General features: G+C 47.0%; 11 protein-coding genes. 8 read left to right on the top strand and 3 right to left on the bottom strand.

The window, feature by feature from the left end:
* Positions 1–45: 45 nt before the first annotated feature.
* Together CSHOW_RS05025 and CSHOW_RS05020 are read right to left on the bottom strand one after the other, a co-directional pair.
* Positions 46–3,045, bottom strand: a complete 3,000-nt coding sequence (locus CSHOW_RS05025; protein WP_002947765.1) for a molybdopterin-dependent oxidoreductase — start codon at positions 3,043–3,045, stop codon at positions 46–48.
* A gap of 10 nt (positions 3,046–3,055) precedes the next feature.
* Positions 3,056–3,796: a 4Fe-4S dicluster domain-containing protein gene (locus CSHOW_RS05020; RefSeq protein ID WP_002947771.1), complete on the bottom strand. Its 741-nt coding sequence runs from the start codon at positions 3,794–3,796 to the stop codon at positions 3,056–3,058.
* Between the two features lie 167 nt (positions 3,797–3,963).
* Here CSHOW_RS05020 and CSHOW_RS05015 point away from each other — a divergent pair, with 167 nt between their 5' ends.
* Positions 3,964–5,028 (top strand): tyrosine-type recombinase/integrase, encoded by a 1,065-nt coding sequence (locus CSHOW_RS05015; protein WP_002947772.1) that lies wholly within the window; start codon positions 3,964–3,966, stop codon positions 5,026–5,028.
* A gap of 210 nt (positions 5,029–5,238) precedes the next feature.
* Here CSHOW_RS05015 and CSHOW_RS05010 read toward each other — a convergent pair whose 3' ends face one another.
* Positions 5,239–7,812 carry an ATP-dependent Clp protease ATP-binding subunit gene (locus CSHOW_RS05010; RefSeq protein ID WP_002947773.1) on the bottom strand — a complete coding sequence of 858 codons (2,574 nt, stop codon included), beginning with the start codon at positions 7,810–7,812 and terminating at the stop codon, positions 5,239–5,241.
* 193 nt (positions 7,813–8,005) lie between these two features.
* Between CSHOW_RS05010 and CSHOW_RS05005 the strand changes: the two genes are divergently transcribed.
* The 7 genes from CSHOW_RS05005 to CSHOW_RS04975 all read left to right on the top strand — a co-directional run bounded on the left by CSHOW_RS05005 (position 8,006) and on the right by CSHOW_RS04975 (position 14,013).
* A complete protein-coding gene (locus tag CSHOW_RS05005; protein ID WP_039895166.1) occupies positions 8,006–9,295 on the top strand; it encodes a S41 family peptidase in 1,290 nt (429 codons plus the stop codon).
* A gap of 11 nt (positions 9,296–9,306) precedes the next feature.
* Complete coding sequence (purC, locus tag CSHOW_RS05000) at positions 9,307–10,023, top strand: phosphoribosylaminoimidazolesuccinocarboxamide synthase (protein WP_002947778.1); 717 nt, start codon at positions 9,307–9,309, stop codon at positions 10,021–10,023.
* Position 10,024: 1 nt separating this feature from the next.
* The gene (purS, locus tag CSHOW_RS04995; RefSeq protein ID WP_002947780.1) at positions 10,025–10,285 is read left to right on the top strand and encodes a phosphoribosylformylglycinamidine synthase subunit PurS; all 261 of its coding nucleotides are present in this window, start codon (positions 10,025–10,027) and stop codon (positions 10,283–10,285) included.
* Entirely contained in the window at positions 10,282–10,947 is a 666-nt protein-coding gene (gene purQ / locus CSHOW_RS04990) for a phosphoribosylformylglycinamidine synthase subunit PurQ (RefSeq protein ID WP_002947781.1), read from the top strand. The genes purS and purQ overlap by 4 nt, the downstream gene beginning before the upstream one ends.
* The gene (locus CSHOW_RS04985) at positions 10,941–12,293 is read left to right on the top strand and encodes an SH3 domain-containing protein (protein WP_002947783.1); all 1,353 of its coding nucleotides are present in this window, start codon (positions 10,941–10,943) and stop codon (positions 12,291–12,293) included. Before purQ ends, CSHOW_RS04985 begins: the two co-directional genes overlap by 7 nt.
* Positions 12,280–12,966, top strand: a complete 687-nt coding sequence (locus CSHOW_RS04980; protein ID WP_002947789.1) for a lysophospholipid acyltransferase family protein — start codon at positions 12,280–12,282, stop codon at positions 12,964–12,966. Before CSHOW_RS04985 ends, CSHOW_RS04980 begins: the two co-directional genes overlap by 14 nt.
* Before the next feature lie 150 nt (positions 12,967–13,116).
* Positions 13,117–14,013, top strand: coding sequence for a hypothetical protein (locus CSHOW_RS04975; protein WP_002947790.1), 897 nt, complete (start codon positions 13,117–13,119; stop codon positions 14,011–14,013).
* The last annotated feature ends 117 nt before the right edge of the window (positions 14,014–14,130 follow it).

The raw sequence follows: 14,130 nt of genomic DNA, 5'->3' as shown, positions 1-14,130 counted from the left end.
CAAATTTAACGGCGACCCAGCTAAGCCGGGGCCGCCGCGTTAAATTTAGCCGATTTTACGGATATTTGCAGGTAGCGCCTGTCTAGCGCAGGTGCCCACTAACCAGTCGTTTAGGCTAAATTTGCCCTTTCGCTTCGGATCTAGTAGGCCTAGTTTGTTGTGATTTACGCCCTTTTCCGCGCTTTCTAGCCAAAAGGCCGGTTTGCCGTCGATAAAATGCACTCTAGCGCCGAACTCATCGTGTCCAAAACCGTGCTCGAGGCTGATGACGCCGCTAGCAACGCCGTTTGTTACGAAGGCCTCGCCCGTTTGCGAACCGTACGGCGTCGTGATCTTGACCTTGTCGCCAGTCTTGATGCCCTGCTCGCTCGCGATATCCTCGGCGATCCTTACGAAATTTTTTGGATGTATCGCGCGTAGCTTTGGACTAACGATCGTGTAGTAGTGCTGGATGTTTGATTTTCTCGAGCTTACGAGGTATTTCCACTCTGATTTTGGGAAAAACTTTTCTAGCGGAGTACCGTCGCTAGCGACTGCAAGGGCTAGAGTCGGCGTGCCTGGCATATACTCGCCCGTGATAGAGTGCCTGTGTCCGCCAAGCGGCTCGTAGTAGATCGCAGCAGGCGTAGCAGCCGGGACTTTTACCGTGGTTTTATCGCCCTTGTACGCACTCTCGTAGCTGTCAAACCTACCGCCCTTTGCCAGCACGTGCGCGACTTTTGGCTTTTCCTCGTCTTTTAAAAACGGCTCTAGCTTTTTCATGGTTTTTGAAATTTTACTTAGCTTTAGATCCTCTTTGCTGATATCCTTTACGCCCTCTCCGTCAAAGGCTAAATTTGCCAGCGCCGCGGCGTAATACTGCTCTTTAGTATCCAGATCCATCGGCTTTCCGTCTTTGTCCTTAAAGGCGCCCTTGCCAAATCCTTTTAGCCCGAGCCTCTTTGCCACCGCGATATAAAAGGCCTCTACGTCGATTAGCGTGCCGTCTGCGGCGCGGTCTTGTTTAGCGGCGACGGCCGGGTAGCGCACGACCGAGGTTTTAGCTATCGTACCCCAAAGCGAGTTTGGCAGCGCCCAGTTTTCTAGATTTACCCCGTCCGGTACAATGTAGTCGGCGTAGGCGTTGGTCTCGTTCATAAAGGCGTCGATACCGATGAAAAGCGGTAAATTTTTGCTATCTTTTAGTGCGTCAAGCACCGCGACCTCGAGTCCCGCCTGCCCGTAGACGACGTTCGTCATGTAGTTTATAAACGCTTTTACTTTGTACGGATAGCCCGCGGCGTGGCTGGTGAGAGTCTCGTTTACTAACGGCATCGAGATAGGATACCACGGCTGCTGCGCAGGATAGCCGCTGCCCCCGGCTGCTACTTTGCGTTTAAACTCCGAGCTCGTTTCGTAATACTTGCCCGAGCGGGATAAATTTAGCCCGTTTGGCTTGTATGCGCCCTCGAAACTCTCCAGATCGTATCTACCCTTTAAAAACTCGTGCGTGCCCGCGCTTGCGTTTACGTTGCCGCCCTTGTAGCCGTATGTGCCCATTAGCGTATTTAGGCAAAATATCGCGTACGTGCTCATCGCCGCTTGCGTGTGCATCATGCCGCCGTGGACGTTGGTGCTGACCTGCCTGCCGTTTTTGGTGAAATTTTCGCACAGCCAGAGGATATCCTCCACGCTCACGCCGCAAATTTTAGAGTACTCTTTGAGGCTGTGTTTGTAGGCGGACTCTTTTAGCAGCTGCATCGAGCTTTTGACCTCGACTTTTTTGCCGTTAAGTAAAATTTTGCCTTTATAGTAGAGCTTGGCCGGCTCGTTTATCTTGTAGCTTTGGATTTTGCCGCTTTGAGAACAGACCTGCCACTCGTCGCCAACAAGCGCAAATTTACCGTAGTCTAGGTGGCCTTTTTGCGTGATGACTAGGTGGGTGGCGTTGCACCAGTGTATCTCGCCGGCTAGCTTTGCTTGTTCTAAATTTGGCTGCATGAGGTAGTTTGCTGCGTACTTTTCATTTTCGATGATCCAGCGTATCATCGCCATAGCAAGCGCAGTGTCGGTGCCCGGTTTGATGCCGATCCAGCGGCCTTTATCGGAGGCGGCAAATTTGACGGCGTTTGTTAGAGTAGGATCTACTACCGCATAGCTGAAGTCATTGTTTGTACTTCTTGCATGGGCGACCATTTTGGCTTGTTTTTGAAACGGATTTCCGCCGTTTGCGGGCGAGGTGCCCCAGTAGATGGTAAATTTGGAGTTTTCGTAGTCGGGCTTAGTATGAGCAAAGCCCTTTGCGTTGTGCGCGATCTTGCCGCCGACTCTAAAGCCGCCGCCGCAGATACCGCCGTGCGAGTAGTGATTTATAGTGCCGAAAGATTTTTTGATAAAGCGATCGACGATATCCGAGCGCCCGTCGTAGAGATAAAAGCTCAAAAGCTGGTTGCGCTTGGTGCCGTATTCCGGATTTGCCTCGTCGATGAGCTCGTCTGAGAGTATGGCCCTAAGCCCGTCCACGTGCCCCTCGCCGAAAAGATCCCCGCCCTCGACGACCTCCTCGATGAGCTGCTCGAAGCTGATCTTTTTCCACTTGCCCTCGCCTCTTTTGCCCACTCGCTTTAGCGGAGATAAAATCCTAATAGGCGAAGCTATCATCTCCGGTAACGCCGCGCCTCTAGCGCATACCGTGGCGCGCCGATCGTCCTCGCCGCTAGCCGTGGTCGCTAACAAAGCGTCGTTTATCGAGGTATCAAAGCTCGCCCAGTGCACGTTTGATAGCGGATGGTATGGGTTGCCCGTGCATCTTAGCACGCGGCCTGCTTTTTCGTCCACGTGTAACCGCAGTCCGCACTTTGCCACGCAGCCGTGACACATAGAAAATACCACGCTATGGCCGTCGTTCATCGAAATTTTGCCGTCTTTTACGCTAAATTCAGGCTGAAGCGAGCTACCTTGCGGTTTATAGTCGTCTTTTATTTTTCCCGCGTCGTCCGCTACCGCAGCGGTCGCGCCCACGGCCGAGATCATCGCCGCGTTTTTTAGAAATTCTCGTCTTTGCATTATTTTCTCCTTACAGCGCGATCTCTTCGCTCCAGCTGATCGCTTGTTTGTAGCCTTTTTTAGCCGCCAGTTCTTTATCGTTCTTAGCCAAAATTTCACTCACGCCGTAGTAAAAAACCTGCGGATGCGTATTTTTCGGACTATCTAGTACCATCGTCTCGTGAGCGGCTAAAAATTTTCTGATATTTGAGTTTTCGTCGTTTAGATCGCCTATTATGCGGCTTCCGCCGACGCAGGTCTCCACGCACGCAGGTAGCAATCCCTCGCGCAGTCTGTGATCGCAGAAGGTGCATTTATCGACTTTGTAGGTCTGCATGCTTAGGTATCTGGCGTGATATGGACAGGCCTCGGCGCATAGAGCGCAGCCGATGCACTCGGCGCTATTTACTTTGACGATGCCGTTGCTTCTTTGGTAGCTCGCGCCCGTCGGACAAACGTCGATACAGGCTGGATTTTCGCAGTGATTACAAAGGCGCGGCAGCGAGGCGATAACGGCGCGGTTGCCGTCTTTGTCGCTAGCTTCGTACTCCGAAACGATAGTCCTAAAGGCGCCTGCTTGGACGTTGTTTTCCATAGCGCAGTTCATCGTGCACGACTGACAGCCGACGCAGCGCGTGAGGTCGATGACCATGCCGTAGCGCGGACCTTTGGTTTTTTCAAAAGTATTCGGAGCGGCCCTGAGCGCGGTCGCCGCGATAAAAACACCCGTCACAGCGATAAAGCTACGACGCGAACCTAGCGTTGATTGCATTTTTTCTCCTTTGAATCAAAATGGTTTCGTAACTTTATCATAACTTAACTTAAATAATAATATTAATATTTTGATTAAAAGTATTTTTCAGATTACCCCAAAATTTATTTTTTAGAAGCGTTTGGTTATAATGCTTTTCAAATTTTTATAAATTTAAGGAAAATATCTTGAAATACGCGCTTGATTGCAAGGATAGTTTTGAAAACTCGTTTATATTTTGGCTCACTAGATACGTCAAATTTAAGCTTAGCTCGCTCTCAAACAAAGAGCTTCGCGACCCAAAGGCGCTAGCAAGCGTAAATTTCGCCCTTAGCCGCGAGATAAAAAACATCGACCAACTAGACGGCCTCGTAAAATCAGCTAGAAACGCTGGGCTAACGGGCATAAATACCTACTTTAATCCACTTAAAAAGATATTCGAGACGCTCAAATTTTACGAGCTAGAAAGCCTAAAACAGATCGATGAAGAGCTGTTAAGCGAGGTGCTAGCTAGCGTCACGGGCGGACTAAGCGACGCGAGCAAGAAAAACTACCGTATAAGCGCGATAAATTTTTTCGCATTTTTGGATAAGCAAAACGAAGAGGACGGCAAGGCGCACGTCTTTGACATAGGGCTAAAAAACTGGGGCGGCGTGGGCGGAGCGCGCGGGCAAAAACTGCCTGAGTTTATGAGCGAGGATGAGGTTAAAAGATTTTTGGAAGCGATCGAAAATGCGGAGTTTAAAAGCAACGCCAACCGTAATAAGCTCATCATTAAAATTATCATTTTCACCGGTATCCGCGTGAGTGAGGCGCTAAATCTAAAGCGCAAAGATATCGCAGAAGACGGCGAGCTCTACGTCATAAGAATCCGCGGCAAAGGCAACAAATACCGCGTCGTCATGATAAAGCGCCGCCTCATCGAGGCCCACCTAGACGCGATCGCGATAAACTATATAAATAAAGAAGGCTATCTTTTTATCAACAAAAAAGGCACGCGCCTAACACAAGCATACGTGAGCCGCATCGTCGAGCAGATCCTCTTTAAAGCAGGCATCCGAAAGGAAAAAAACGGCGCTCACATGCTGCGCCATACCTTTGCCACGATGCTTTATAAAAAGCAAAAAGACCTAGTTTTGGTACAAGAAGCGCTCGGACACGCGAGCTTAAACACCTCGCGCATTTATACGCATTTTGATAGCGAAAAGCTAAAGCTCGCTGCTCAGGTAGCCGAGGAGCTAAGCGAGGAGTAGCCGCTAAATTTGAGCGGTTTTGGTAAATTTGACCCGGGCGACTAACGTACGCGAGCTTGCTAAATTTGGAATTTAGCTAAATTTACAAGTCAATATGCTGTTTTCAAATTTGAGCAGTCTATATAATATAAGATAATTGCGCGGTTAAATTTAAAGGATTTGACGGGAGAATAAAAACGGCCGCGCTAAAAACGCGACCGTAAATTTGGGTTAAATTTTAGAGATCGTTATTTTTTCTTTATCGCTACCAACTACGATCTCGTCGCCGCTTTCAAGCTCGTCGCGTAGGATCATATCGGCTAGCGGATCTTCGACTAGCTCATAAAGCGCGCGGCGCAAAGGTCTAGCGCCGTAAACGATATCAAAGCCCGCGCCCGCGATAAATTTCTTCGCCTCTTCGCTTAGGCTCGCCTTGATACCGCGATTTTGCAATGTTTTTTCAAGCTCTTTAAACATTATATCTACGATTTTTATAAGCCCGTCTTCATCAAGCGGATTAAAGATTATCGTGTCATCTAGTCGGTTTAAAAACTCGGGTTTAAAGTAGTTTTTAAGCTCGTTTTTGACCGCTTGCTCGCGCTCCTCGCCTTTTAGATCCATGATGAAATTTGACGCGATGTTGGACGTGAGGATGATGATCGTGTTTTTAAAATCGACCGTCACGCCCTTGTTATCAGTCGCCCGCCCGTCGTCTAGGATACCTAGAAGCACGTTAAACACGTCCTTGTGAGCCTTTTCAATCTCGTCAAAAAGTATAACGCTATACGGACGTCTGCGCACGGCTTCGGTCAGCTGTCCGCCCTCGTCGTAACCCACGTATCCAGGAGGCGCTCCGAGCAGGCGAGAGACGCTGTGCTTTTCCATGTATTCGCTCATATCAAAGCGTATGAGCGCGCGCTCGTCGTCAAATAAAAATTTAGCCAAAGCCTTCGCCGACTGCGTTTTACCCACGCCAGTAGGCCCTAAAAACAAAAACGAACCGATCGGACGCGCGCCCTCGTTTAGACCCGCTTTGTTTCGTTTGATAGCTCTTGCTAGCGCGTGCAGAGCTGCATCCTGGCCGACGACGCTTTCGCGCAAATGCTCCTCGATCATTAGGTATTTTTGCTTTTCGCTAGTTAGCATTTTGCTGACTGAAATTCCCGTCCATTTGCTTAGTATTTCGGCCACCAGCTCCTCATCAACCTGATTTTTTAGTAGCACGCCGCCCTTTTTCATCTCGTCCCATTTTTTTTCGAGCTCTTTTTGGCGGTTGGCGGCTTCTAAAATTTTGCCGTATTCGATCTCGGCCGCGCGCTGCAAATCGCCGTTTCTGCGCGCTATCTCAGCCTCGCTTTTTAGGCTATCTATCTCTTTTTTAGCTTTTGAGATGCCGCCAAAAACCGCCTTTTCGTTTTCAAATTTACCGTCAAGGGCGTGCTTTTGTTCGTTTAGATCGGCGATTTGCTTTTCTATTTCGCTTAGGCGAGCGGCGTTTTTAGCCTCGTCTTCCATTTTTAGCGCCTCTTTTTCGACCTGTAATGTTACGATCTCGCGTTTGATGCGGGCTAGCTCGTACGGCTCGCTTTCTATCTGCATTTTTAGCTCGGCTGCGGCCTCGTCGATGAGATCGATCGCTTTATCCGGCAAGAATCGGTTTGAGATATAGCGGTCGCTCAGCTTTGCCGCCGCAACCAGCGCGCTATCGGTGATAGTTACGCCGTGGTGCACCTCGAGGCGCTCTTTTATACCGCGTAAAATTTGAAGCGCTTCGTTTACGCTAGGCTCTTTGACGTCGATGGGCTGAAAGCGGCGTTGCAACGCGGCGTCCTTTTCAAAATACTTGCGGTACTCTTTTAGCGTCGTTGCGCCCACGGCGTGTAGCTCGCCTCTAGCAAGCGCGGGTTTTAGGATATTTGCCGCGTCCATGCTGCCTTCGCTAGCTCCAGCGCCCACGATGGTGTGGATCTCGTCGATAAAGAGGATGATATTTCCGGCGCTTTTTACCTCGTTTATGACGGCTTTTAGCCTGTCTTCAAACTCGCCGCGGTACTTCGCGCCCGCGATCAGCGCACTCATATCAAGCGCGATCACTCGTTTGTTTGCTAGGCTAGTAGGCACGTCTTTTGCCACGATTTTTTGCGCTAGACCCTCGACGATAGCGGTTTTACCCACGCCAGGCTCGCCTAATAAAATAGGATTATTCTTGCTCTTTCTTATTAAAATTTGCATCATGCGCGTGATCTCTTCATCGCGCCCGATGACAGGATCGAGCTCCTTATTTAGCGCCTTTGCAGTTAGATCGATGCCGTATTTCTCCAAACTATCTAGCGTCTCGTCGCCGGTTTGGCTGTCTATCTTGCGCCCCGCTCTAATGCTTTCCAAATTTTTGCGGATTTCTAAAACATCTGTAAATTTGCCTAAAATTTGTTTAATTTCAGGCAGCTCGAGCGCCGAGATAATCCACGTATCTACCGCGATATAGCTATCTCCCAGGCTCACCATCAGAGCTTTTGCGCTTTCAAGAGAGTTTATGAGCTCCTTTGAAATTTGCACGTTTTCCTTGCTGACGTTTGAGCTTGTAGGTAGCTGTGCGGCTTTGCTTTTTACTTCAAGTTCGACTGCGTCCCTACTGACGTTCATTTTGTTAAAGACTTGGTTTAGTAGCGAGCCGCTATCTGCGACCAGCGCCCAAAGCAAGTGAAGCGGAAAGGTTTGCGGATTTTTCGCATGTATCGCTAGCGCGACGCCCTTTTCTACCAGCTCTTGCATTTGTGCGGTTAAATTTTCGCCTAAATTCGCCATTTTTTCTCCTTTAGTTTATAATGGGCGTATTATATAACTTTAGTCGATTATTGTCAAGTTATCTAAGTGATATAATATAAATACTTACGAAATAAAATTAAATTTTATTAAATCTTTTATCCTATTTTTAGGCAAATTTAACTAAAATACCCCCACTTAAAAAGGCAGGAGATTAACTTTGAATAAAAAAAAGATGTTTTTGTTTTCAAGCGTTGCGAGCGCGATGATTTTCGGAGCCGTTTTTAGCACAAATTTAAACGCTAAAGCGACCGAGGACGGCTCAAATTCTAAACTACAATCGCTCTCAAAACTTACAAAAACCATTTCTACTATCGAAAAATATTATGTTGATGATTTGCAGTTTAAAGAGATCGTGGATAAAGCCATAGAGGGGCTTTTAAACAACCTTGACGCGCATTCTGGATTTTTAAACGAAAAGGCGTTTAAAGATATGCAGGTGCAGACAAACGGGGAATTTGGCGGACTTGGTATAACCGTTGGTATGAAAGACGGCGCGCTAACCGTCATCTCGCCTATCGAAAACACGCCTGCAGATAAAGCCGGCATAAAAAGCGGCGACATCATCCTTCGCATCGACGGAAACGCGACTCTAGGCACCACCATAGACGAAGCTGTCAATAAAATGCGCGGCAAACCAAAGACGCCTATTACGATAACCATCGTGCGAAAAGGCGAGCAAAAGCCGTTTGACGTGAAACTCGTGCGCGACATCATCTCGGTCGAGTCCGTTTACGCAAAGATGATCGAAAAAGACAATATCCTCTATCTTCGCGTGACAAATTTTGACAAGCACGTAACCGAAAAGGCCGAGGAATTTATCAAAAAATATCCAAAAGCGGAAGGCATCATCCTTGATCTTCGAAACAACCCGGGCGGACTTTTAAACCAAGCGGTCGGACTGACGAATTTGTTTATAGATAGCGGCGTGATCGTATCTCAAAAGGGTAGAAACGAGAGCGAAAATAGCGAATTTAAAGCCGCAAGAGCAAACAAAATCACAAATTTACCGCTTGCGGTGCTAGTTAACGGCGGAAGCGCGAGCGCGAGCGAGATCGTGAGCGGATCGCTACAAGACCACAAACGCGCCGTCGTTATCGGTGAAAAGACGTTTGGTAAAGGCAGCGTGCAGATCATCCTGCCTGTGGACGACAAAGAGGCTATCCGCCTAACTATCGCGCGCTACTACCTGCCTAGCGGCCGCACTATACAAGCAACGGGTGTGGAACCTGATATCGTCGTATTTCCGGGTAAAGTGCCTCAGCATGACGAAAATGCCTTTTCTATAAAAGAGAGCGAACTAAAAAAACACCTAACCAACGAACTGAGTAAAATAGACACAAATAGCGACAAAAACGCTACTAAAATCACGGACAATAAGACTATAATAACCGAGGCTAACGTAAACGACGATATACAACTAAAATCGGCGATTGACGCGATCAAAATTTTACAGCTAAAATAAGGAGTGCAAAAATGCAAAAAAAAGAGCTGATCTACGAAGGCAAGGGAAAAAAGATGTTCGCAACGGACGATGCGAACTTACTAATAGCGGAATTTAAAGACGATCTAACCGCCTTTGATGCGCAAAAAAGAGGTAACGAAGCCGGCAAAGGCGCGTTAAATAATAAAATTTCGACGCAGCTTTTTCATCTTTTAAAAGAAAAAGGCATCCCGACTCACCTGGTCGAAACCCTAAGCGACACCGAACAGCTCGTGAAGAAATGTGAAATCATCCCGCTTGAAGTGGTCGTAAGAAATATCGCAACCGGCTCGCTAACAAAACGCCTTGCGATAAAAGAAGGCACGGTTTTGTCGTTTCCATTGGTAGAGTTTTACTACAAAAACGACGATCTGCACGATCCGCTCGTAAACGACGAGCACTGCCTAATTATGGGCTTAGTTAAGAGCGAAAACGACCTTGATAGGCTAAAACATATGGGTCGCGAGATAAACGCTATCCTATTTAAATTTTTCGCAGACAGAAACTTAAAATTAGTCGATTTTAAAGTCGAATTTGGCGTCGATAAGGACGGAAATATCCTGCTAGCAGACGAAATTAGCCCCGATAGCTGCCGCTTTTGGGATGCTACTACGAACGAAAAGCTTGATAAAGACAGATTCCGTCAGGATCTTGGCAGCGTAAAAGTCGCCTACGAAGAAGTTTTAAAAAGAATTTTATCTAAGGTTTAAAATGAAAGCTATCATCAACGTACCCCTAAAAAACGGCGTTTTAGACCCGCAAGGAAAGGCTGTCGAGCACGCGCTCGGCTCGCTTGGATTTAACAACGTAAGCGGCGTGCGCATAGGTAAACAAATCGTGCTTGACATAGACGCCGCAAGCAAAGACGAAGCGCGCAAGGAGCTCACCAAAATGTGCGAGGAATTACTCGCAAACACCGTCATCGAGGACTACGAGATAAATTTGAACGACAAATGCGAGAGCGCAAAATGAAAGTCGCCATCGTTTTGTTTCCAGGCACAAACTGCGAGCAAGATACAAAGTACGCCTTTGAGCTTTTGGGTTGCCAAACGCAGATAATCTGGCACAAAGAAAGCGAGATAAATGCCGATCTTATCGTGCTTCCGGGCGGATTTAGCTACGGCGACTACCTACGCACGGCAGCTATCGCTAAATTTAGCCCCGCGATGAGCGCGGTCGTAAAACACGCCCAAAAAGGCGGATACGTGCTTGGTATTTGCAACGGCTTTCAGATGCTGTGCGAGCTAAAACTGCTTGCAGGTGCGATGAGACGAAACGAAAATTTAAGCTTCATCTCAAAATATCACCACCTAAAAGTGGTCTCAAACGCAAATAAATTTCTCTCAAATTTGAGCGTCGGCGAGGTCGTAAACATCCCGATCGCTCACGGCGAGGGTAACTTTTACGCCGATGAGGCGACGTTAAAAGGCCTCTACGACAACGATCAGGTACTACTAAAATACTGCGACGCAAACGGCGCAGAGCTAAATCCAAACGGCTCGGTCGATGCTATAGCGGGAATTTGCGATAAAAATAAAAAGATATTTGGCCTCATGCCTCACCCAGAGCGCGCCTGCGAGAAGTTTTTGGGCACGGATGATGGACTAAAGATGCTAAAAGGGCTAGTTTGCTAAAGCCCTTTTTAGCCTTTTTTACTATATTTGTTTTAGCTTGCGGGGCAACCGAGCCTAGCGTGTTTGACATGATGGGCGACGAGCAAAGTCAAAAAGTAATCAAGCCCGCTCCGCAAGCGCCGGTACAAAAGCCAAATTTACAAAACAGAGCGCCAAGCGCGCAAAATAAAACTCCAAGCCAGACGCAAAGTACGGCTACGCAAAATAGAACTCCCGTAGCCCAAAGCCAAGCCCCAAGCAACCAAGGCGGAACGCATCTGCGCCAGCCTATCCCGCAAAATATCGCGCCAACCAACGAGCCAGAGTTAAATTTAAAAGACAGCCAGCTCTACGAGCGCGTGCAGCCAAACGACATCATAATCAAGGCCTTAAACGCGCCGAAGCAAGTCTACGTCGGGCAAATTTTTAGCTTTACGCTATCGGTCGATATCCAGGATAACATCGCAGTAGATCTGCAAACTATCTTGCCAGAAACCGAAAACCTAAAATGGCTAAGCTCAAATTTGCGCTGGGATAACGACGGTAAAGGGGTTTATAAGGCTCAAATTTACGCCGAGGCCTCCGCCCAAGCCGTGCAAAATCCAAAAATCACGGTAAATTTAAAGCGTAACGGCGAGTTTTTCCAAACGGCAAATTTGACACTTTCGCTACCTAAAATCGTAGCGCTAAAAAGCGGCGAGAAATACAACCACGTCGTCGCCCAAAATCTCGAAGTCAAAAAATACAAAACCAATAAATTCGACGATAAAAATCTCATCATGATCGTCGAAGTAAACGCGCAAAAAGGCAATATCGCGGACTTTTTCATCGAAGATAAGGACATCATCAAGCAAGGCGTGGACTCCACGAGCGGCGAATTTGACGCGCAAAGCGGATATTATTTCGCGATATTTTCGTCTGAAAAAACCTCGATAGATTTTAACTATTTTAGCCTGGCTAAAAAAGATTTCGTGAGCTTTTCGCTCCCGGTAGTCGTAGAAGACGACGAGATCAGCACGCAAATCGGGCTAAATCCAAAGCAAAGCAAATTTGAAATTTACAAAAATATCGGAGTTTACGCGCTTTTCGGTATTTTCTTGATCACGTTTTTGTTTAAGCGCGACGCGATATTTCTCGTCGTCGTGGTCGGCCTTGGAGCCTATATCCTTTATAGCTACAACCCGTTTGGCGGCGCGACGCTAAGGCAAAACATAAATGTAAAAATTTTGCCTACGCAAAACTCAAGCGTATTTTATACCTCAAAAGCGGAGGAAAAGATCGAGATCCTCGGCGAGCGCGAGGACTACGTCAAAATTTTACTAGACGACGGCAAGATAGGTTGGGTGAAAAAAGATGATATTTTCTAGGATAAAGGCCGCGTATTTCGCGGTCGAGTTTCTCATCAGTATACTTTTGGTCGTATTTTTTATGTGGCTTTTTAAAAAGCACATTCACGGCGTGAGAAAAATTTGGGGTAGGAGCCAGCGGCTTTTTGGCTTTTATTCGCTCGAAGTCGTCGGCAAATTTGACGAGTGCGCGAATATGATCATCATGAACCACCAAAGCATGCTAGATATCGTCGTTTTAGAGGAAGTCTATCCTAAAAATCTTTGCTGGATTGCTAAAAAAGAGATCGCCGACCTGCCCGTCATCGGTCAGATCATCCACGTGCCGCAAATGATCTCGGTCGAGCGCGAGAATAAACGCTCTCTCATCAAGCTCGTAAAAGACGCGCAGGACCGCGTCGAAAAGGGGCGCGTGCTAGCGATTTTCCCAGAAGGAACGCGCTCGCACTCAAAGGAGCTTTTGCCGTTTAAAGGCGGTGCGAAAATCATCGCCGACAAGCTAAATCTAAAAATCCAGCCCATCGTGATCACGGGTTCGGACATCTTGGATGTGAAAAATTTTAGCTTTAAAAACGGCAAAATCAAAATCATCTGCCTAGATCTCATCGACACTGCCGCCCCTGAGTGGCTAGAAAGCGCAAGGGCAAAAATGCAAGAAACGCTTGATAACGAGAGGCAAAAAGCGGCGATTTAAAGCACTGCTTTATCGTAAAATTGCCGCGTGCGTAAATTTGACGAACTTTTCAGCTAAAATTTGAGCTAAATTTACCGCGAGCAAATTTAGCCCTTAAATCCGCTAGCCAAATTTGACCGCCTCGTAAAAGCCGTAAATTTAGGAGGATTTATGAAAAAGCTCACCGTTATCTTTATAGTTTTAATTCAAATTTTATTCGCTTCAAATTTGCTTGAGCCAGACCTTGATATCTTTTTTGACGAAAACGCTACGAGCAAGCAAATAGACGCAGGCCTCGATAAAATTTTAGATTTTTTATCGCAAAACCCGCACCGCGTAAATGACAAATACGGCGAATTTGATGACCGCATTTTTTCGCCGTTTATCTACAACGTAAAAATCATAAAAACTGGCAAATTCGACTTTGAACGCATAGAAAAAGTACTCAAATTTAAGCCGGGTCTCAACTATAAATTTATGATTTTCACCCCTCTTGACGCAGTTATCGCGCTTGGCATAAATCCTAACAGCAAATACAAATTCGATCAAAAAGAAGCAATACGCCTCATCGACCTACTTATGGCAAACGGCGCGGATATCGGCTCGCCTGAGCTTTTGCGCACGGCTTGCAATGCCGAAGCGTTTGAGATTTTTAGCCACCTTCTTAGTAAAGGCGCGCGCGGCGACAAAGAAACGATACTTTGCGTGGCCGGCGGGATAGCTATTTTTATGGGTCAAAACGGCGCTCCGCCGATCGCAAACGCTCCGCTTGATCCAAAAATAAGGCAGTTTACGAAAACCGCAAAATTTGCCGAGTTTTACCGCGATAAAATGCGCTACCTCGAGGAGCTTTTAAAATTTAAACCGCTTAGCGAATTTGAGGCCAAAGAGCTGGAAATTTTTACAAAACTAGCCGCGATCCTAGATAGCGAGGATATGGTTAAATTTCTGCTAAAAAACGGCATTTGCAAGCAAGAAAATTTACAAACCTCGTGCGAAAATCTCAAAAAGTACACAACTCACTATGACGCAAAAGAGAGTCTAAAGCTAATAAACGAAGTTAAATAGCATAACGCGGCGAGCAAGTGGCATGAAGCTAAATTTAACGGTAAATTTAAACAAGACGGCCTGAGTTGAATTTGCCCTTTCAAATTTAGCCCGCTAGACTTAGGCTCAAATTTTACC

Source organism: Campylobacter showae (assembly GCF_004803815.1).
GTDB classification, from domain to species: domain Bacteria; phylum Campylobacterota; class Campylobacteria; order Campylobacterales; family Campylobacteraceae; genus Campylobacter_A; species Campylobacter_A showae.
The sequence above is the reverse complement of the archived record's forward strand: the minus strand, read 5'-3'. Positions and strand labels throughout refer to the sequence as shown.

What these genes read in the sequence shown, in the direction of transcription:
- CSHOW_RS04980 (WP_002947789.1), top strand. Translation starts at nt 12,280, where the DNA reads ATGATATTTTCTAGGATAAAGGCCGCGTATTTCGCGGTCGAGTTTCTC.
- purS (WP_002947780.1), top strand. Translation starts at nt 10,025, where the DNA reads ATGAAAGCTATCATCAACGTACCCCTAAAAAACGGCGTTTTAGACCCG.
- purQ (WP_002947781.1), top strand. Translation starts at nt 10,282, where the DNA reads ATGAAAGTCGCCATCGTTTTGTTTCCAGGCACAAACTGCGAGCAAGAT.
- CSHOW_RS05020 (WP_002947771.1), bottom strand. Translation starts at nt 3,796, where the DNA reads ATGCAATCAACGCTAGGTTCGCGTCGTAGCTTTATCGCTGTGACGGGT.
- purC (WP_002947778.1), top strand. Translation starts at nt 9,307, where the DNA reads ATGCAAAAAAAAGAGCTGATCTACGAAGGCAAGGGAAAAAAGATGTTC.
- CSHOW_RS04975 (WP_002947790.1), top strand. Translation starts at nt 13,117, where the DNA reads ATGAAAAAGCTCACCGTTATCTTTATAGTTTTAATTCAAATTTTATTC.
- CSHOW_RS05010 (WP_002947773.1), bottom strand. Translation starts at nt 7,812, where the DNA reads ATGGCGAATTTAGGCGAAAATTTAACCGCACAAATGCAAGAGCTGGTA.
- CSHOW_RS05005 (WP_039895166.1), top strand. Translation starts at nt 8,006, where the DNA reads ATGTTTTTGTTTTCAAGCGTTGCGAGCGCGATGATTTTCGGAGCCGTT.
- CSHOW_RS05025 (WP_002947765.1), bottom strand. Translation starts at nt 3,045, where the DNA reads ATGCAAAGACGAGAATTTCTAAAAAACGCGGCGATGATCTCGGCCGTG.